Genomic DNA, 20287 nt, shown 5'->3' on the forward strand with positions numbered 1-20287 from the left:
TTCCCGTGCCACTCAATGTTGGCAACTAAATTGCAATTACCTGCTTAAGTCGCGCTAATCGTTTAACTTATTTGGGATTTGCTATGAACTCCACGGGCCAGAATTTAGGTGTTAACCCCCTGATGGGCGTCACCGATACCGTTGCAAGCAGCGAAGCTGCAAAGTCGGTTTCAACACTTCCAGCTGATGATAAGTCATTAAAAAATCAAGGCTTTTCCGATATTATGGATGGCCAGCAGGAGCCTGCACAACCGGCGCTGACCACTGCAGCCGAGCCATCCGCTGAAGAATTGGCGGCACTTGAGCTAGCCAATATCAACGAAGTCTTCAGCACTGCACCCGCCAGCCCGAAGACATTATTTGCCGCCGATAGTGGCAGTCCTTTGCCCGTCGATGGCAGGAGTTTGCCGTCTGGCGAGACCGCTAAGGTGGTGACACCTGCGATAGCTGCGGCCACCGCAGCAGTAGAGCCAGACATACCGCTAACCACTGGAGTAAATACGCCGGCCATGGCGGATACACCGGCGCCGCCAAACCCTGCAGCCGTCGCGGCCACCACTGAGAGTCGCCCGCTGCAAGCAGGGGCTCAAACTAATGACGCGGTAAAACCGGCAGTGGTTGATACTCCCTCAGGGCTTAATCCTACAGCTGAACTAACAGCGGCACCCGTCGCTGCTGCAACAGCGACTCCGCAAGTCACAACCGCTGCGGCAGTGGCTCCCGTTGTGGCAGCCAATACGAATACCGCGAAGGCGGACGTTACCAAGACCCCAGCGGGCCTGAACCATGGTTTAGCGGCTGCTGCCGGTAAACCCGCCACGGTCAATGCTTCAGGTATTGCCGTTCCAGTAGTCCCCGCAGAACCGGTTATCACTGCAACCGTGGCAAGCGCCAGCGTTGAGGCCACCACAGAGGGCGTTAAGTCGGCCACATTGTCATCGTTGCAGGAATCACCACTGGGTCTGCGTATTAAGCCTCAAATGACCAATAACCCTTCGGGTATTGCGACTATTGAAACCGCGTTTACCGAAGCGAAAGAAGCATCAGCCCCCGCTGCCAGCGCAGTAGGCTCGCTATTGGGTGCGGAGGCGCCACAGGCTTATCGCAGCTCCAGCGAAACCAGTTTGCAAACCGCAGTGGCGGTACCGGTAGGCAAGCCGGGTTGGAGTGAAGGTGTGATGCAGCGTGTCATGTGGATGAGCGCGCAAAATATCAGCAAGGCTGAGATTGCCCTGGACCCACCAGAGCTTGGCCCGATGAATGTGAAAATCAGTACCAGTGGTGACCAGACCAGTGTGGTCTTTACCAGTAACCACGGTGCTGTTCGTGATGCTCTTGATCAGGGCCTGCCACGATTACGGGAAATGATGGAAAACCAGGGCGTCAACTTATCGGATGTCGATGTCTCGGACCAAAGCGCTTCTCAGCAGCGTGAGCAAGCCAATGCAGAAGAAGCCAGCGGTGAAAAGGGCAGTGACGGTGAATTGGCTGATGGTGCAGACCGTGCTGAGGGTGATACCGTGCTGGCGTCTAAACCCTTGTCGTTGGTGGATCAGTACGTTTAATTCGGGCAGGAGCGATTAAGGGAGGGTGGGCTTACAGGCTTATCCCTATACCCCAAGCGCTCCTGACAATCACAGGGATGGCAAAACCTCTGTCCCTGCAAGGCCTGCTCAACTCAGTGTGTTCTCGGGCTCTCTACTTTCCTCCGCAATCTTTTTTCCTATCAATAATCCATAAGCTAAACTTCCCTATAAGTGACAGAACCTTGTCACTGTTCAATTAACGATCTAAGTGATTGTTTTTAATAATATTTAATATAAATAACGGTGCTGGCACAGCTTTTGCTGCCAGTGGTTTAGTACGCAAAAAAGCGACGGAAGTTTGGCATGGCTGAAGAAAACGAAGATCAGGACGTAGAAGAAGTACCGGCAGAAAAAAAGCCGATGAGTGGCAAGACAAAAATGATCATTATGATCGTGGTGGGGCTGCTGGTTTTAGCCGCATCGATTGGCGGAACCCTGTTTGCACTGGGGTTCTTTGATAGTGATGAGGTTGATCTTGAACTGGGTGATGGCGATGAGGCGGTGGAGCAGGTTATTGATAACAAGCCCAAGCCTGCGATGTACTTCCCCATTAAGCCGGCTTTTGTGGTCAGTTTTCCATCGCGGGGCAAGCAGCGTTATCTGCAGGTGGATGTCACCGTTTTGACCCGTGAGATGGCCGTGTTTAACGCGATGCAAACACATATGCCATTGATCAAAAACCGCTTGGTGATGTTATTTGGCGGAGAAATATACGACGAACTGCAAACCGATGAAGGCAAAGAGTTGCTGCGTCAAAAAGCGTTGGAAACCTTGCAGCAAGTGATGCAAGACGAAATCGGCAAACCGGGTATCGAAGAAGTACTGTTTACCAACTTTGTGATGCAATAGTGCCTAACAATTATTGAAGAGGTTAACCATATAACGTGCAGGATCTGTTATCTCAAGATGAAATCGATGCCTTATTACACGGTGTTGACGAAGGCGATGTCGATACCGAGTCGGATGTCGAAGATGGCAGCGCGCAATCCTATGACCTTACCAGTCAGGACCGCATTGTTCGCGGTCGCATGCCCACCCTTGAAATGGTTAATGAGCGGTTCGCCCGCTATACCCGCATCAGCCTGTTTAATTTATTACGTCGTACCGCCGATGTTGCCGTTGGTGGTATCCAAATCCAGAAATTTGGTGAATACGTCCACACCCTGTATGTGCCGACCAGCCTAAATATGGTCAAGCTGCGGCCACTGCGTGGTACCGGTCTGATTATTCTCGATGCCAAGTTGGTGTTTAAGCTGGTGGATAACTTTTTTGGTGGCGATGGCCGTCATGCCAAAATTGAAGGGCGCGAATTTACACCTACTGAATTACGTGTGGTTGAAATGGTGCTGGAAGAAGCCTTTGTCGATTTACGCGAGGCCTGGAAAGCCATTCTTCCCATCGACTTTGAATTTGTAAATGCTGAAGTTAACCCCTCCATGGCCAATATTGTTAGCCCTAGTGAAGTCGTTGTGGTCAGTACTTTTCATGTTGAACTCGATGGCGGTGGTGGTGATATGCATATCACCTTGCCTTATTCCATGATTGAGCCGATTCGCGAAACCCTCGATGCCGGTTTGCAAACGGACGTTGATGATATTGATGAGCGTTGGGTGACGTCGCTACGTGAAGATATTATGAGTGCCACTGTGAATCTGGACTGCACCCTGGTGGAAAAAGAAATTACCTTGCGCGATATCCTAGAGCTACAGGAAGGGGATGTTGTGCCTATTGATATGCCGGAAAAACTGGTGGTGTTGGCCAATGGCGTACCAATGTTAGATGCCAAATTAGGCCAATCAAAAGGCAATTTGGCGTTACAGGTTATCGATAAAATTGATCGTAACGCGATGTAGCTAAGGCATAGGTTTAGTCTATAGCGTTGACAATATACAAAATCCGTTGATAAACAGAGAGTGGCTGGCTAAAGCCAGTAGGTGGAAAAAATGAGTGATGATGATAAGACAGATCAGGATGCCATGGCGGATGACTGGGCTGCGGCAATGGCAGAACAGGGCGATGAAGGAGGGCAGGATGATATTGATGCCGTATTGGCCGAGGCCAATGTTGATGTTCAGCCTGCACCAATGGATGAATTTGCGGCGACGCCCGCAACTGCAGTAGAAGGTGCCCCTGACCTGGATGTCATTATGGATATTCCGGTCAATATTTCTATGGAAGTGGGTAATACCGAAATCAGTATTCGCAATCTGTTGCAGCTTAATCAGGGCTCAGTGATAGAACTGGACCGTCTGGCAGGTGAACCATTGGATGTGTTGGTAAACGGCACATTAATCGCCCATGGTGAAGTGGTGGTGGTTAATGAAAAGTTTGGTATTCGTATGACGGATGTTATCAGCCCTTCAGAACGTATTAAAAAACTGCGGTAATGATTATGTGGTGCTGTCCGATGTGTCGACAGAGAGTAATAACTATACTTAGCCTTTTTGTGCTGCTCATCAGCTTCCCCCTGATGGCCGACGAGGCAACGGCAATACCGGCTGCTACTGAAACGGTGCCAGCGTATCCTGAAGTCTTTAGTTCAAAAGCGGCACCTGCGGCGACCGCTACTGCACAAGCTCATCAGGGGGCTGGTGTTGGTGCCGGTGTGGTCAATGCCGACCCCGTTACGGCTATTGCCGGCTTAGTATTAATTGTCTTTTTAATTATCACGATCGGTTGGTTGATTCGTCGAGTCGGTGGTGTGCCGATGATGGGCGGCCAGGCAATGAAGGTTAATGCCGTATTATCGCTGGGTACTCGTGAGAAGGTGGTATTGGTTGATATAGGTGATAAACAGGTATTGTTGGGGGTGGCTCCGGGCCGTATCTCGCATATCCAGAGCTTTGATGAACCTGTTGTTAGCAACACGGTTAACACGGAAAGCAGTGCAGACTTTTCTTCAACCATTAAAAATCTATTGCAGCAAAATAAGCGGGGAGGGCAGTCTTGATGTTGATGACCTTGCTTCGCCCCTTCGTCTTATTCTGTTTGTTGTTGCCCGCGGTGGCGTTGGGCCAGGTTGATGGATCGGTGGCGGCGACGGCACAGTCGATTACCGATGTAGCAGCGAAAGTAGCGCCCGGTATTCCCGCTATGACCGTGACTACCAATGCCAGCGGTGGTCAGGATTACACGGTCACTATCCAGATTCTAGCGATTATGACCGTGCTGACGCTGCTGCCGTCGGTATTGATGATGATGACGGCCTTTACCCGCGTGATTATTGTATTTGCCATTCTTCGTCAGGCGATCGGCCTGCAGAGCACACCATCGAACCAGATTATTTTAGGCTTATCTATTTTTCTCACCATTTTTATTATGCTGCCGGTGTTGGAAGAAGCTAACGAAACGGCTGTGCAGCCTTATATGAATGAACAGATGGGATCACTGGAAGCGATAGAGGCGGCCTCCAGACCTTTCCATAAGTTTATGTTGTCTCAAACCCGTGAAACGGATTTGGATTTGTTTATGCGCATCTCCAATACTACGGATGTTCAAACCCCGAAAGATACGCCGTTTTTTGTTTTGGCCCCGGCTTTTCTGACCAGTGAATTAAAAACCGCTTTTCAGATGGGTTTTGTTTTGTTTATTCCGTTTCTGGTTATCGATTTAGTGGTGGCCAGTGTGTTAATGGCGATGGGTATGATGATGCTGTCGCCGATTATTATTTCCTTGCCCTTTAAGATTATGATGTTTGTACTGGTTGATGGTTGGGCCATGATTATTGGTACTTTGGCTGCCAGTTATGGCTATTGACGAGGTGGTATGCAATGACACCTGATACGGTCGTTGATTTATTTCGTGAAGCGATGTTGCTGGTTATTCTGATTGTCTGCCTGATGGTGGTGCCCAGTTTGTTGGTGGGTTTGGCGATTAGTATTTTTCAGGCGGCTACGCAAATTAATGAACAAACGTTAAGTTTTTTACCCCGCCTTTTAACCACTATTTTTATGCTGATTTTATTCGGCCCTTTTATTCTTTCTGAAATTATCGACTTTACCACCAAGCTGGTAACCAGTTTGCCACTGCTGATAGGTTGATTGCGCGCTTATGTTTGCTCTCGAAAGCGCATTAATCAGTGGTTGGATGAGTTCGGTGCTGTGGCCGTTTTTTCGTATTGGCGGCTTTTTTTTGGCGGCGCCTATTTTTGGTACTCAGTTGGTCCCAGCTAGAACACGGATTGTGTTGGCGTTTTTGGTCACGATGATATTGGTGCCAAATTTGCCTGCTATGCCTGAGATGGACGCGCTGTCTATCCCTTCGTTTATTATTGTGGCGCAACAATTGCTGATCGGTATTGCTATGGGTTTTTCTATGCAATTGCTGTTGCAGCTTTTTGTGGTGGGCGGGCAAATTATTGCGATGCATATGGCCTTGGGTTTTGCCTCGATGGTGGACCCCAGTAATGGTGTTACGGTAACGGTACTATCGCAGCTCCATCTGATGTTGGTGACTTTGTTGTTTGTCTCTATGAACGGTCATCTGGCGATGATTGATGTGATGGTAGAAAGTTTTTATGCGCTGCCAGTAGGCGGTATGTTTATTAGCGATAATATGTTGATGGAATTAGCGGGCAGGGCCAGTTGGATGTTTAGCAGTGCCTTGTTATTGGCTCTGCCAGCGATTGCCTCATTGATGGTGATTAACTATTCCCTGGGTATTGTTACCCGAGCGGCTCCCCAGTTAAATATCTTTGCGCTGGGTTTTCCTTCTATGTTGATTATTGGTTTGATCATTATTTATATTATTTTGCAGGGTTATGTGCCTTTATTTGATCGCTTTACTCGTGAGGCTTTGGATTTGATGGCGTTTTTGGTTACGCCTTAGTTGTTTGGTTGTCTGGATTGGTTGCAGGAGTGAGTGAGGGGGCTGGTTTCAGGGGGCGCTGTAAACCATCCCTGGGCGCTCGGAAAAATGCATCCCTGCATTTTTACGCCCCTGAAACCAGCCCCCTCACTCACTCTTCATGTTCACGTAGCTATTCGAGTGTAAAAACTCAATGTATTCGTAAACCAAAAACTTTGAAAGAAATAGAAAATGTGACACCCCACCTCAGCTCGTTCCAACAGTATCTACTAGCCACACCATAAGCCATGGCACAACTCTTGCTCTCTGCTCATATACCGGCAGCCTTTTGGCACATGCCCACCCAATACTACAGAGACCACCGTGGCAGAGAACGAGAACGGTCAGGAAAAAACCGAAGAAGCGACCCCCAAACGGTTGGAAAAGGCCCGTGGCGAAGGGCAGGTCGCTCGCTCCAAAGAGTTAACGACGACGCTGGTATTATTGGCGGGTGTGGGTGGCTTGATTACGCTGGGCGGTGATCTTGGTCATGCGCTGATGAATTTTATGCGGTTTAATTTTACCGTTTCCCGCGAAGCCGTCTTTGATACTCAGCTAATGATGCTGCATCTCAGTGATACCACCTATGCGGCGATTGAAGCCTTGCTGCCTTTTTTTGGGGTGGTGGTGGTGGCCGCTTTGGTGGGGCCTACTGCACTGGGTGGCTTCTTGTTTAGTGGTAAAGCGCTGGCTCCCAAACTTAGCCGAATGAATCCGATTAAGGGCATTCAGCGCATGTTCTCCATGAACTCGCTGGTGGAGTTGATTAAATCGATTGGCAAAGTGGTTTTGGTGGGCTCGGCAGCCATTGCCATGTTGATGCTGTTCTATTCCGAGATACTGGGTCTGTCGACGGAAAATCTTAAGCCTGCGCTGGAGCATATGTTAACCATTATTGCCTGGTCGATTTTGGCGGTCAGTGCCTCCATGATTTTTATTGCCGCTATCGATGTTCCCTACCAGATTTTTGACCACAGTAAAAAAATGAAAATGACCCTTCAGGAAGTCAAAGATGAAATGAAGGATACCGAGGGTAAGCCTGAAGTGAAGGGCAAGATTCGTCAGTTGCAACGGGAAATGGCCCAGCGGCGGATGATGGAAGCGGTGCCCGAAGCGGATGTGGTTATCACCAACCCTGAGCACTTCTCTATTGCCCTGAAATACGATGTAGATGGCGGGGGCGCGCCGATGGTATTAGCCAAGGGTGTAGATTTTATGGCGATTAAAATCCGTGAAATTGCCAAAGCTCACGACATTATGATTTTGGAAGCGCCACCTCTGGCCAGGGCGATTTACTTTACCACTGAACTGGACGAAGAGATTCCGAGTGCCTTGTATTTGGCGGTGGCACAGGTTCTGGCCTATGTATTCCAGCTTAAGGCGCATAAGGATGGCAAGGGCAGAAGGCCCAAGCCGCTGGCGGAGATTGTGGTACCCCGCGAAGCTCAGTATGACGTAGAGGGTAACCCGGCCCCGGAGCAATAAATCGTAGCGCCGGGTTAAAACTGGAAGGATTCTTGCAATAAGGATAATAACCGGGAGATTGTTGGCCAAAACCGACAATTTATTAACGCTTTAGATACCGTGATGGCAGCGACGTTTAGCAGTATGCCTCACAGTCAGTGGTAAACAACCAATAATGAACGTCACAAATAATCAGGCATTTAGTCTTAAAGCGTTAACTCAAAGTAATTTGGGTGTCCCTGTGCTGCTGCTGACCATTCTCGGCATGCTGACTCTGCCTGTTCCCCCCTTTCTATTGGATGTGTTTTTCTCGTTTAATATTGCCCTGGCCATTGTCGTCTTGCTGGTGGCTGTTTATGCCTTGCGCCCGCTGGATTTTGCCGTTTTCCCAACGGTGCTCTTAGTGGCTACCTTGTTGCGCTTAGCGTTGAATGTCGCTTCTACCCGAGTGGTGCTGTTAGATGGCCATCAGGGGGGGGATGCCGCGGGTAAAGTTATCCAATCCTTTGGTGAGGTGGTGATTGGCGGTAATTATGCCGTGGGTCTGGTGGTGTTTTTAATTCTGGTGATTATCAACTTTGTGGTGGTCACCAAAGGTGCCGGTCGAATCTCCGAGGTGAGTGCTCGATTTACTCTGGATGCGATGCCCGGCAAGCAGATGGCTATCGATGCGGATTTAAACTCAGGGCTGATCGATCAGGATCAGGCCAGAAACCGCCGTCAGGAAATTGCCAGCGAAGCCGACTTTTATGGCTCGATGGATGGTGCCAGTAAATTTGTTCGTGGTGATGCTGTTGCCGGTATATTGATTTTATTTATTAATATTATTGGTGGTTTGGCCATCGGTATGGTGCAGCACGAATTAGAATTTTCCCGTGCGATGGAAGTTTACTCGCTGTTAACCATCGGTGATGGTTTGGTCGCGCAAATTCCAGGCTTATTGCTTTCTACGTCCGCGGCGATGATGGTTACCCGTGTGAGCGACTCCAAAGATATGGGAGAGCAAATCACTGGGCAAATGTTTAGCTCACCTAAAGCCTTGATCGTCACCGCGTCTATTTTAGGTTTTATGGGTATTATCCCCGGTATGCCTCATGTCGCTTTTTTATCGCTGGCAGCCATTATTGGCGGCATAGCGTATGTGATTACACAGCGTAAAGAGCAGGTTGAAGTTGAGCGGGTTGCCGCAGAGCGCACCGAGAAAGTTCAGGCTCAACAGGAGCAGCAGGTTCAACAGGCGCAAGTGCCTGAAATTGGTTGGGATGATGTGCAGCCTGTAGATGCTATTGGCTTGGAAGTGGGTTATCGATTAATTCCTATGGTTGATAAAGCGCAGGGTGGGGAGCTACTCAGCCGAATTAAAGGTATTCGTAAAAAGCTGTCGCAGGAAGTGGGTTTTTTAATTCCTTCGGTGCATATTCGCGACAATCTGGATTTAACCCCAACGGCTTACCGGATTACCTTAACGGGTGTTACTGCCGGTGAGGCAGAAATTTATCCCGACCGTGACTTGGCGATTAACCCGGGGCAGGTATTTGGCAAATTGGATGGTATTCCAACCGTCGATCCGGCGTTCGGTTTAGAAGCCCTTTGGATTGACCCCTCGCAAAAAGATCAGGCCCAGACCTTGGGTTATACCGTGGTCGATGCCAGTACGGTGGTGGCCACCCATATTAACCAGCTGCTACTCAAACACACCCATGAATTACTGGGCCACGATGAAGTGCAGCAGATGCTGGATATGCTGGCCAAGCATTCACCCAAGTTAGTGGAGCAGCTGGCGCCGGAAATCGTGCCGATGAATGTCTTGCTGGGGGTAATGAAGAACTTGCTGATGGAGCAGGTGCCCATTCGGGATTTAAGAACGATTGCTGCCGCGGTCTCGGCCAATGTAAATCTCAGTCAAGATCTTGGCGCTTTAACCGGTGCGGTGCGGGTGGCTTTGCGTCGCAGTATTGTACAAAACATCTATGGAAACGACGCGGTACTGCCGGCTATAGCACTGGATCCATCAATGGAACAGTTATTGCTTAAGTCAGTACATCAGGCGCAACAAAACGGGATTACTGACGATATTATTTTAGAGCCGGGGCTGGCGGAGAAGTTACAGACCGCACTGGCTGAAGCCTCGCAAAAGCAAGAGATGGCGGGCAAGCCTTCGGTGTTATTGGTATCGGCACCTCTGCGCCATGTATTGGTTAAGTTTATTCGTTACAGCGCGGTTGACATGCAGGTGTTGTCTTATGCAGAAATACCGGATGACAAACAAATTACTATAGAAAGTACGGTTGGCTAACAACAGTGGGTTAAGAAGGGGTCTTAAACAATGCAAGTGAAACGTTTTGTCGCAGCCAATATGCGTCTGGCGCTGAATATGGTGCGGGAAGAAATGGGCCCTGAAGCCGTGATCTTATCCAATAAACGGGTGCCGGATGGGGTGGAAATTTTAACCGCTATTGACTCTGCGGATATCGCTCCCTCGCAGTCGTCAGAGTCAGCCACTGCTGCCAATCCTTTTCAGCAAGCGCAGGACTATCGGCCACAACAAGCTAAGCCGACAGAGCAAAAACCCAGCAAGTTAGAGATTGAAGTCGAGCGTATGCAAAACGAAGCCAAGGCGCGGGCAGAAGCTTTAGCGGCAACCTTGTCGGAGAAAAACCGTGAGATGCTAGCGCAGGCGATTAACACCGATCAAATTCCAGAGGCTGCACTTGATGAGGTCGGCCAGACGAGTGAGTCATCTTCGTTTGAGCAAATGATGTCGCAGGCGGTGGACGAACAAATTAAAACCCCTGAAGAAACCGCCCAGCCAAATTTCTCGCAAGCCTCCTCGGTCAATACGGCTGAGCAAGATCCACAGTTGGTGCAGATGCGTCAGGAACTGCAGTCCATGCGCGACCTGTTGGAACAGCAATTATCCTCTATGGCCTGGGGGCAGTTTAATCAGCAAAATCCGCAGCAGGCGAGTTTGTGGAAACGCTTAAAACGTATGGGGGTTGGCGCTGTGCTCGCCGATCAATTACTGGCCAAGCAGACCCGTATTGGCAGCGAGGGTGATAGCGGCGGTGTCTGGCAGTCGATGATGACCGACCTGTGCCAGCAACTACCCACGGTAGATAATGACTTAATCAGCGACGGCGGTGTTTTTGCCTTTGTTGGGCCGACAGGTGCCGGTAAAACCACCACCATTGGTAAACTGGCCGCCCGGTATGTGCTGGAAAACGGGGCTGATGATGTTGCTCTGGTAACCACTGATACTATGCGTATTGCCGCCCATGAACAGCTGCGTACATTTGGTCGTATCTTAAATGTGCCGGTGAGTATCGTCGATAAAAATAATAGTCTGGAACGTGTCTTGTATTCATTGCGCCACAAAGCTCTGGTACTGGTGGATACCGCCGGTCTGAACCGCCAGGATGCACGGCTAAAACCGCAGCTAGCCAGCCTGAATGAAATTGGCCAGCGCTTAAAAACCGTGCTGGTGATTCCTACCACCAGTCAGGCCGAAGTGATTAAAGCGGCTTACCATACTTATAAAACCGATAACCTCAGCAGCTGTGTACTGACCAAACTGGATGAAACCGCCAATTTAGGTGAGTCATTAAATCTGGCTATTGATAAATCCTTGCCGGTCGCCTATAGCACCCATGGGCAGGGCATTCCTGATGATATTACGGTCGCTAACCCAAGCAGCCTGGTACGTTCAGCCATTGAGTTGGCCAAGCATATCAGCACCGATGATGAGGCCATGGCCGATGAAATGTCAGCCTTATCGAAAAACCAGGCGCTGATGGCGACCAGCTAGCGCAGTGCACGAATTCGGCGGTAAACGCTGGGCTACTGGAGTTTTGCAGCCTTAGCAGCTATAAACACAGTGGCAAACCTAAAAAAGCTTTAAATATCAGCTTATTGGGCAAGACTTTTGTATAGATGCAGCGCTGTTGGTGTACAATGCGACAAACTAGCGATGCTAGGACTGATACAAGCAGTAGCTATAAAAATATAAATAGGAGCAGGTTCAGGCGATGAGTAGTACTCACCCCGTACAAGTAATTGCTGTTACCGGTGGTAAGGGGGGCGTTGGTAAATCCAATGTCTCTATTAACTTAAGTGTCTGTCTGGCAGGAATGGGACGTCGCGTCGCCTTGCTGGATGCGGATTTAGGTTTGGCCAATATCGATGTATTGCTGGGTTTACGTCCCAAGCGCAACCTTGAAGATGTACTGGCTGGCGAGTGTTCCTTAACCGATATTATGCTCACCGGCCCCGGTGGTATTCGTATTATTCCCGCTTCTTCCGGTACTCAGCGTATGACCATGCTGGGTTCTATGGAGCATGCCGGCCTGATCCATGCCTTTAGTGAAATCAGCGAACAAATCGATGTGTTAGTTATCGACACCGCGGCGGGTATTTCCGACTCGGTCATCAGCTTTGTTCGCGCCTCACAAGAGGTGTTAGTGGTGGTCTGTGATGAGCCTTCATCGATCACCGATGCCTACGCTCTGATTAAATTACTCAATAAAGACTATGGCGTTGACCGTTTTCGGGTGATCGCCAATATGACACGTTCGACCCAGGAAGGTCGTAATCTCTATAATAAGCTCACTCAGGTCACCGATCGCTTTCTCGATGTGACACTGCAATATGTGGGTAATATCCCTTTTGACGAATCGGTGCGCAAGGCAGTACAACGCCAGCGTCCAGTCGTTGAACTCTCTCCTCGTAGCAAGGCTGCTCTAGCGTATAAACAATTAGCAGAAAAAGTTGATCTTTGGCCTTTGCCCTCTACGCCGCGTGGACATTTAGAATTCTTCGTGGAGCGTTTAGTGCAGGGTGTTTCCGGGCAGCAATAATGCCGTTGTCTGAAGGGCTCGCCATGTATAGCACAGTTGAAAAATCCTCCATGGATGATGTTGTTGAACAATACGGACCACTGGTCAAACGTATTGCCCATCATCTATTGGCGCGTATGCCCGCAAGTGTTCAGGTTGAAGACCTTATTCAGGCTGGCTTAATTGGCCTGTTAGAAGCCGCCCGTAACTACGATGCCTCCAAAGGCGCCAGCTTTGAAACCTATGCCGGTATTCGTATCCGTGGCTCGATGATCGACGATGTTCGACGCGGAGATTGGGCGCCGCGCTCAGTGCACCGCAACTCCCGTCGCGTCTCTGAAGCCCTGCGCAATGTGGAGACCCGGCTGGGCCGTGATGCCAGCGACCAGGAAGTGGCCGCCGAGCTGGATATCCCGATAGAAGATTACTACCACATGTTACAGGACTCAGCCTCCAGCAAGCTATTTAGCTATGACGAGCTGATCAGTGGTGATGACCGCCCTGAGGAACAGCTGCCCAGCGCCACCGCCAACCCCTTGGAGGGTATCGAAAGTGACGCGATGCGCCAGGGTTTGGCCAAGGCCATCGGCACCTTGCCGGAGCGGGAGCGGCTGGTATTGGCCCTGTACTACGATGAAGAACTGAATTTAAAAGAAATTGGCCATGTTTTGGGGGTAAGTGAGTCCAGAGTGAGCCAAATTCATAGCCAGGCGGCCCTGCGCCTGCGCAGCAGAATGGTCGATTGGCAGCAATCCCCGACTGCAACGGCCTAAGTGGATTCAAGAGCCGATTTAAAATTCCCGACACCCAATCTATACAGTTTTCCGGCCATTGGCCGATAAGCTTTAAGTTGGTGAGATAAATACATAATTTTTCTATGAAAATCGCAATAAAAGTTGCGATAAAGTCGCCAGAATACTGGATACCCCAAGATCTGGGGCTAGACTAACTAAGTAGTGAAATTTGTACAGCAGAGCCAAATATAACGCTGGAGGTAGCTTTGGACAAAGATATGAAAATTCTTATTGTTGATGACTTTTCAACAATGAGGCGAATCATCAAAAACTTATTGCGTGATTTGGGGTTCACCAACACCTCAGAAGCCGACGATGGCCAGACCGCATTACCGATGTTGCAAAACGGCAATTTCGACTTTCTGGTGACCGACTGGAATATGCCGGGAATGACGGGTATTGAACTACTCAAGGCCGTCCGTGCCGATGACCGCTTAAAAGATATGCCTATTTTGATGGTTACCGCAGAAGCCAAGCGTGACCAGATCGTAGAGGCCGCACAAGCGGGCGTTAATGGTTATGTGGTGAAGCCCTTCACCGCGGCAGTTCTGAAAGAAAAGATCGAGAAAATCTTTGAGCGAGTTGATGGCTAGCCCAGCCCGCTAGACCACTCCAAAAGCCACTGACGCAAGGTATAACTACTCCATGTTGGGACAAGATCAAAGCAATCCGCCTGATGAAATGTGGGATGAGCTCAAAGGCCGTGCCCGTACTCTTATCGAAAAGCTGGAATCCGGTGACTTACCCGGTGCCACCACCGCGATTGAAGAGCTAAACGAAGCCCGTGACCGCAGCATCTACCGTGAAGTCGGCAAACTAACCCGTGGCCTGCACGATGCCATTGTCAATTTTGATATCGGTGAGCCCTCCACCAGTAATGCTGATGGCGATACCGAAGAGTCACAAATGGCCAATGCTCAGGATCGCCTGGATTATGTGATTAATCTAACGCAGAGTTCTGCCGATAAGACTATGGACATGGTAGAAGAGGGTATCCCTCTGGCTACCGAGATGGGCGAAAAAGCGGTGTCCCTGCGTGAAGATTGGGGCCGTTTAGTGAAAGGTGAGATGAATGAGGAAGAGCTTCAGGACCTCTATCACCGTATCGACCAGTATTTAGCGCTGACCGGTGATAGCTCCAGTCAGCTCAGTGAAAAATTAAATACCATCTTGCTGGCGCAGGACTTTCAGGATCTAACCGGTCAGGTGATCAAGAAAGTGATTAGCCTGGTGCAGGATGTTGAAGTGCGTCTGGTAGAGCTGATGCGGGTGGCTGGTCAAGTTGAAGAACTGACCGGCATCGTGCGCAGCGCTGAAGAAATAGCCGCTGACGGCGCAGTGCCAGAAGGGCTGGACTCTGAGGCCGAAGGGCCGCAGCTGAATGCCGATAAGCGCGATGATGTGGTTTCCGGGCAGGATGATGTTGATGACCTGCTATCAAGTTTGGGCTTCTAACAAGAGTCTCAACCTACTATTTTAAATACGAAACATTTGGTTTGCTGGGGAGTAGTGAATGTTCGGTGAAGACGAAGAGATACTTCAGGATTTCCTGGTTGAGGCCGGGGAAATTTTGGAGCAATTGTCTGAACAGTTGGTTGACCTGGAACAGCGTCCCGACGACGTTGATCTTCTCAATGCCATTTTCCGTGGCTTTCATACGGTTAAGGGTGGCGCCGGTTTCCTACAGCTCAATTCCCTGGTGGACTGTTGTCACGTTACCGAAAACCTGTTTGATATTCTCCGTAACGGCCAGCGCAGTGTTACCCCTGAACTGATGGATGTGGTGCTGCAGGCGTTAGACGCTGTTAACGCTATGTTTGAACAGGTGCAAGGTGGTGAAGACCCCGAAGCCGCCGACCCCGCATTACTAGCCAGCCTTGAAGCTTTGGTTAAAGGCGATGATGCTGCAGCCGCAGCACCGGCTGCTGCCCCCGCAGCTGCTGAGCCTGAGGGTGATATCACCGATGCTGAATTTGAACAATTTTTAAGTGCTATTGCCGAGCCCGGTGAGGGTGAGGCGCCAGCATCAGCGGCTGCACCAGCACCAGCACCGGCCGCCGCAGCCAGCGACGGTGACGAAATCACCGATGATGAGTTTGAATCGCTACTCGACGAAATACATGGCAAGGGTAAGCATGGTGGCACTCCCGCCGAGGCTGCCGCCGCTCCAGCACCGGCGGCTGCTCCAGCTGCCGCGGCTGAGAATAGCGATAGTGATGAAATCACTGATGACGAATTTGAAGCCTTGCTGAACGACTTACATGGCGGCGCCGCTCCCGGCTCCTCCAAGGCCAGTGAATTTGCTGCCGCCAAACAAGGTTCAGTGGCTCCAACCCCAGCTGCTGGTGGGGCTGGTGGTGGCGACCTTATTGATGATAATGAATTTGAAGCGCTGCTAGATCAGCTACATGGCAAGGGTCAGGGCCCAACGGTTGCCGCCTCAGGTGCTGCGGCTCCAGAACAAGCTGCGGCAGCAACACCGCCACCTGCGGCTAAAAAGCCGGCGCCTGCAACAAAACCCCCGGCAGAGAAAAAAGCCCCAGCGGCCAAAGCCCCTGCCGAGAAAAAAGCTGCTCCAGCGAAAAAGGCCGCCTCAAAAGATGGAGCCCCCGCCGCAGAAGCCACGGTCCGAGTGGATACCCAGCGTCTTGATGACATTATGAATATGGTGGGTGAGCTGGTACTGGTGCGTAACCGTCTGGTTCGTCTGGGTGCGAAAAGCGGCGATGAAGTCATGACCAAAGCGGTTTCCAACCTCGATGTTGTAACCGCTGATTTGCAAACGGCAGTCATGAAAACCCGTATGCAACCGATCAAAAAAGTCTTTGGTCGTTTTCCTCGCGTGGTCAGGGATTTGGCCCGTAACCTGAAAAAAGAAATTACCCTTGAATTAGAAGGGGAAGAGACTGATCTGGATAAAAACCTGGTTGAGGCGCTGGCCGATCCGCTGGTTCACCTGGTTAGGAACTCCGTCGATCACGGTATTGAAATGCCGGATGATCGTGAGAGTGCTGGCAAGCCACGAGTGGGCAAAATTGTATTGGCAGCGGAGCAGGAAGGGGACCATATCTTACTGTCTATCACTGATGATGGCGGCGGTATGGACCCGAATATGCTACGCCAAAAGGCTATAGAAAAAGGCCTTTTTGACGAAGATGCCGCAGCCCGTTTAAGCGATAGCGAATGTTTTAATATTATCTTTATGCCCGGTTTTTCCACCAAAACCGAAATCTCCGATGTCTCTGGACGAGGCGTGGGGATGGATGTAGTAAAAACCAAAATCACCCAATTAAACGGCTCGGTTGAAATTACCTCGAAAGTGGGTGAGGGCACCCGTTTAGAAATTAAAGTGCCATTAACTCTGGCGATTATGCCGACCTTAATGGTGATGTTAGGTGATCAAACCTTCGCTTTCCCACTGGTCAGCGTCAACGAAATTTTCCATATGGATCTGACTCGCACCAATGTGGTGGACGGTCAGGAAGTGGTGACGGTCAGGGACAAAGCACTGCCGCTATTTTATTTGAAGCAATGGCTGGTTGATGGCGCTCATGCTACTGAGCCTGCCGAAAGCGCCCATGTGGTTATTGTGACGGTGGGCACACATCGAGTCGGTTTTGTGGTTGACCAATTGATTGGTCAGGAAGAAGTGGTTATCAAACCTCTGGGTAAAATGTTGCAAGGTACGCCGGGCATGGCGGGTGCAACCATTACTGGTGATGGTCGTATTGCGTTGATTCTTGATGTGCCGAGTATGCTAAAACGCTATGCAGGCTAGATCATTTAACAGTTGAGTTAAGAGGTAAGGAATGACGGTTTCCGTCTTAGTGGTTGATGACTCCGGATTTTTTCGCCGCAGACTGGGTGAGATGATCAATGGGTTTGACGGTTTAAAAGTTGTTGGCGCCGCCAGCAATGGCCGTGAAGCGATAGATATGGTTTTAAAACTAAAACCTGATGTCGTGACTATGGATTACGAAATGCCGGTGATGGATGGTATTACCGCCGTACGGCATATTATGGAGCAGTGCCCAACCCCCATCTTAATGTTCTCATCCCTAACCTATGAAGGTGCCAGGGTTACATTGGATTCCTTAGAGGCCGGCGCAGTTGATTACCTGCCCAAAAATTTTGAAGAAATCTCTAAAAGCTCGGCGGTACTCAAGAAAAAATTAGCGGAAAGAATTTTAACAGTAGCCGGTGCTGGTAAGGGCAATGCCTTAAAAAGCTCGATGGCCCCTGCACCAGCTGCTAAAACCGCTGCACCGGCTCCAGCCCCGTCACCAACACCCGCGACAGCGGCTAAACCGGCAGCCCCTGCAAGACCCGTATCCCCCAGAAATCGGCGACAGGATTTTGAGTTGGTAGCGATAGGGACTTCGACCGGTGGCCCCGTTGCCTTACAAAATGTATTAACCCAGTTGCCGGCAAGTTTTCAGTTGCCCATTGTGTTGATTCAGCATATGCCTTCAACCTTTACCGCAGCCTTTGCGGAGCGCTTAAATTCACTGTGCAAAATCAGTGTTGTCGAAGCCAAAGACGGCGACACCTTGCGTCCCGGTGTTGCTTTGTTGGCTCCCGGTGGCAAGCAGATGATGATTGGCAAAGGCGGCAGAATAAAAGTTTTACCCGGTGATGAGCGGTTAAATTATAAACCCTGTGTCGATGTTACTTTTGGGTCGGCGGCCAATGCCTTTAGCAATAAAGTACTGGCTATTGTATTAACCGGAATGGGTTCTGACGGTTGTGAAGGCGCAAAATTATTAAAACAAAAAGGCGCAAAAGTTTGGGCGCAAGATGAACAAACGTCGGTTATTTACGGTATGCCGATGGCAGTTGCCAAAGCCAATCTTACCGATGAGGTGCTGCCTCTGTCCAAGATTGGCCAGCGCCTTAGTGAAATAGGTTAGGGTGCCGTTATGGATATCCTAAGTATTATTGGTGTTATTCTCGGCTTTGCGGCCATTATTGGTGGCAACTATCTGGAGGGTGGCACCATCGCTGCCCTGATTAATGTACCCGCGGCCATTATTGTTATTGGTGGTACTCTGGGGGCGGCCATGCTGCAAACACCCTGGACGGGTTTAAAATTAGCCGTCAATCGCCTGTCATGGGTATTTTCTCCACCGACATTGGCCTTTAATCAAGGTATCGATAAAGTTGTGCGTTGGGCTATCGCTGCTCGCAAAGAGGGCTTGTTAGGTCTGGAAGCGATTTCAGAAATGGAAAGCGACTTTTTTGCTCGCAAAGGCCTGCAACTGCTCGTTGATGGTAGTGAGCCAGAAAATATTCGTAGCATTATGGAAGTTGAATCCCTGCTATTAGAGCAGCGCGATGTGGATGCGGCTAAATTTTATGAAAGCATGGGAGGCTATGCGCCTACCATTGGTATTATTGGTGCGGTAATGGGTTTGATTCAGGTGATGAGCAACCTGTCGGACCCCAGCAAATTAGGTTCCGGTATTGCTATTGCTTTTGTCGCTACCATTTATGGGGTTGGCTTTGCGAATTTATTACTGCTGCCGATTGCCAGCAAGTTGCGCAACCTCGCCAGAATGGATGCGCAGTTCCGTGACCTGATTATTGAAGGCATTATCTCCATAGCCGAAGGTGAAAACCCAAGAGCGATTGAGCTTAAGCTCAACGGTTTTCTGCATCGTTAGGAGGGCCAGTGGCACGTCGCCGGATAGTTGAAGAACCTGTAAGTCACGAACGTTGGCTAGTATCCTACGCCGACTTTATCACCCTATTGTTTGCTTTTTTTGTGGTGATGTATTCCATCTCGCAAGTGAATGATGGGAAATATAAAGTGCTATCCAGTACTTTGTCAGAAGTCTTTACCACCACTCAAGTAGTCTCCACCAATAATCCGGAGCGTACCCTTGATCCTTTTCAGGTTGGCGAAATCGTCAAGTCCAATCCGCAAAGTTTTATTGAAATGGAGATGGGCAATGCCCTGATTGAAAACCAATCCGAGAGTAATGAGGAGGGCAGGGACTCGCAACCGATTGAAGGGGGCTTTCCCTCAGAGTTTGAACAAATCAATGTGCAAATTGACCAGGCCTTTGGTGATTTAATTCGCGATGAAAAAATTACCATCCGCGGCAATGAAGAATGGTTAGAAGTCGAACTAAAGTCCTCCCTATTATTTTCCAGTGGTGATGCCACTTTAAGTACGCCGGCATTGGAATTGCTAGGCAGTATTGCCGAGATACTAAAAGGGCAGAGCAGCCCCATTAGAGTAGAAGGCTTTACCGATAACCAGGCGATTAATACACCGCGCTTTCCCTCCAACTGGGAGCTGTCCACCGCCAGGGCTTCCTCCGTCGTTCAGTTATTTATTGAAGAGGGCGTTGATCCCGGCCGCCTTGCTGCTATCGGTTATGGTGAGTTTCAACCGGTCAGTGATAATGACACCGCACAGGGGCGTGCAGAAAATCGGCGGGTGGTGTTAATGATTTCCAAAACCAATGAATTGCGGCCGGAATTAAGAACCGTAACCTCCACTGAAGACTTATTAAAACGCTCTGAGCAGGAAGCGGCATCGGCGGCAGCCAATACGGGTATCGAGATTATTATCCCGGGTGTTAATAACCCAGAACAAACAGCAGAACCAGCTGTTGCAGCACCGCCCGCTGATCCGCTGCAAGGGGTAAGAACCATTGAGCTGGATGATGGTGGACTATTGTTTACCAATGATGCGCCAAGAGATGAGTAAGCAAACTATCGTTCCCACCTTTGCAGATTTTAGCGTAGGTGTTTTAAG

Annotated in this window: 19 protein-coding genes; all 19 read left to right on the plus strand. The window is 49.8% G+C overall.

Features of this window, described 5'->3' with window-relative positions; all coding sequences use genetic code 11:
• The first annotated feature begins 83 nt into the window (after positions 1–83).
• The 19 genes from BST96_RS15605 (at position 84) to motD (ending at position 20239) form a co-directional block, all read left to right on the plus strand.
• On the plus strand, positions 84–1565 hold the full coding sequence (locus BST96_RS15605) for a flagellar hook-length control protein FliK (RefSeq protein WP_085759595.1): 1482 nt from the start codon (positions 84–86) through the stop codon (positions 1563–1565).
• Between the two features lie 324 nt (positions 1566–1889).
• Positions 1890–2435 carry a flagellar basal body-associated FliL family protein gene (locus tag BST96_RS15610; RefSeq protein WP_085759596.1) on the plus strand — a complete coding sequence of 182 codons (546 nt, stop codon included), beginning with the start codon at positions 1890–1892 and terminating at the stop codon, positions 2433–2435.
• A gap of 35 nt (positions 2436–2470) precedes the next feature.
• Complete coding sequence (gene fliM / locus BST96_RS15615) at positions 2471–3439, plus strand: flagellar motor switch protein FliM (protein ID WP_085759597.1); 969 nt, start codon at positions 2471–2473, stop codon at positions 3437–3439.
• Between the two features lie 90 nt (positions 3440–3529).
• Positions 3530–3973 (plus strand): flagellar motor switch protein FliN, encoded by a 444-nt coding sequence (gene fliN / locus BST96_RS15620; RefSeq protein WP_085759598.1) that lies wholly within the window; start codon positions 3530–3532, stop codon positions 3971–3973.
• Positions 3974–4032: 59 nt separating this feature from the next.
• Positions 4033–4536, plus strand: a complete 504-nt coding sequence (gene fliO / locus BST96_RS15625; RefSeq protein WP_206045353.1) for a flagellar biosynthetic protein FliO — start codon at positions 4033–4035, stop codon at positions 4534–4536.
• Positions 4536–5342 carry a flagellar type III secretion system pore protein FliP gene (gene fliP / locus BST96_RS15630; RefSeq protein ID WP_085759600.1) on the plus strand — a complete coding sequence of 269 codons (807 nt, stop codon included), beginning with the start codon at positions 4536–4538 and terminating at the stop codon, positions 5340–5342. The genes fliO and fliP overlap by 1 nt, the downstream gene beginning before the upstream one ends.
• A 14-nt stretch (positions 5343–5356) precedes the next feature.
• Positions 5357–5626 carry a flagellar biosynthesis protein FliQ gene (gene fliQ, locus BST96_RS15635; protein ID WP_085759601.1) on the plus strand — a complete coding sequence of 90 codons (270 nt, stop codon included), beginning with the start codon at positions 5357–5359 and terminating at the stop codon, positions 5624–5626.
• 10 nt (positions 5627–5636) lie between these two features.
• A complete protein-coding gene (gene fliR, locus BST96_RS15640; RefSeq protein WP_085759602.1) occupies positions 5637–6413 on the plus strand; it encodes a flagellar biosynthetic protein FliR in 777 nt (258 codons plus the stop codon).
• A gap of 342 nt (positions 6414–6755) precedes the next feature.
• Complete coding sequence (gene flhB / locus BST96_RS15645) at positions 6756–7916, plus strand: flagellar biosynthesis protein FlhB (protein WP_085759603.1); 1161 nt, start codon at positions 6756–6758, stop codon at positions 7914–7916.
• Positions 7917–8070: 154 nt separating this feature from the next.
• Complete coding sequence (flhA, locus tag BST96_RS15650) at positions 8071–10191, plus strand: flagellar biosynthesis protein FlhA (RefSeq protein WP_085759604.1); 2121 nt, start codon at positions 8071–8073, stop codon at positions 10189–10191.
• 30 nt (positions 10192–10221) lie between these two features.
• Complete coding sequence (gene flhF / locus BST96_RS15655) at positions 10222–11700, plus strand: flagellar biosynthesis GTPase FlhF (protein WP_085759605.1); 1479 nt, start codon at positions 10222–10224, stop codon at positions 11698–11700.
• A gap of 220 nt (positions 11701–11920) precedes the next feature.
• Positions 11921–12748 carry a MinD/ParA family protein gene (locus tag BST96_RS15660; protein WP_085759606.1) on the plus strand — a complete coding sequence of 276 codons (828 nt, stop codon included), beginning with the start codon at positions 11921–11923 and terminating at the stop codon, positions 12746–12748.
• A 23-nt stretch (positions 12749–12771) separates the two neighbouring features.
• Positions 12772–13500, plus strand: coding sequence for an RNA polymerase sigma factor FliA (locus tag BST96_RS15665; protein WP_085760559.1), 729 nt, complete (start codon positions 12772–12774; stop codon positions 13498–13500).
• A 227-nt stretch (positions 13501–13727) separates the two neighbouring features.
• Complete coding sequence (cheY, locus tag BST96_RS15670; RefSeq protein ID WP_085759607.1) at positions 13728–14114, plus strand: chemotaxis response regulator CheY; 387 nt, start codon at positions 13728–13730, stop codon at positions 14112–14114.
• 52 nt (positions 14115–14166) lie between these two features.
• On the plus strand, positions 14167–14976 hold the full coding sequence (locus tag BST96_RS15675) for a protein phosphatase CheZ (RefSeq protein ID WP_206045354.1): 810 nt from the start codon (positions 14167–14169) through the stop codon (positions 14974–14976).
• A 58-nt stretch (positions 14977–15034) separates the two neighbouring features.
• A complete protein-coding gene (locus BST96_RS15680; protein WP_085759608.1) occupies positions 15035–17299 on the plus strand; it encodes a chemotaxis protein CheA in 2265 nt (754 codons plus the stop codon).
• 31 nt (positions 17300–17330) lie between these two features.
• Positions 17331–18431 carry a protein-glutamate methylesterase/protein-glutamine glutaminase gene (locus tag BST96_RS15685; protein ID WP_085759609.1) on the plus strand — a complete coding sequence of 367 codons (1101 nt, stop codon included), beginning with the start codon at positions 17331–17333 and terminating at the stop codon, positions 18429–18431.
• 9 nt (positions 18432–18440) lie between these two features.
• Positions 18441–19184 (plus strand): flagellar motor protein, encoded by a 744-nt coding sequence (locus tag BST96_RS15690; RefSeq protein WP_085759610.1) that lies wholly within the window; start codon positions 18441–18443, stop codon positions 19182–19184.
• An 8-nt stretch (positions 19185–19192) separates the two neighbouring features.
• Positions 19193–20239, plus strand: coding sequence for a flagellar motor protein MotD (gene motD / locus BST96_RS15695; RefSeq protein ID WP_085759611.1), 1047 nt, complete (start codon positions 19193–19195; stop codon positions 20237–20239).
• Positions 20240–20287: the final 48 nt, after the last annotated feature.

It is taken from the genome of Oceanicoccus sagamiensis, from assembly GCF_002117105.1.
Taxonomy (GTDB): Bacteria; Pseudomonadota; Gammaproteobacteria; order Pseudomonadales; family Dasaniaceae; genus Oceanicoccus; species Oceanicoccus sagamiensis.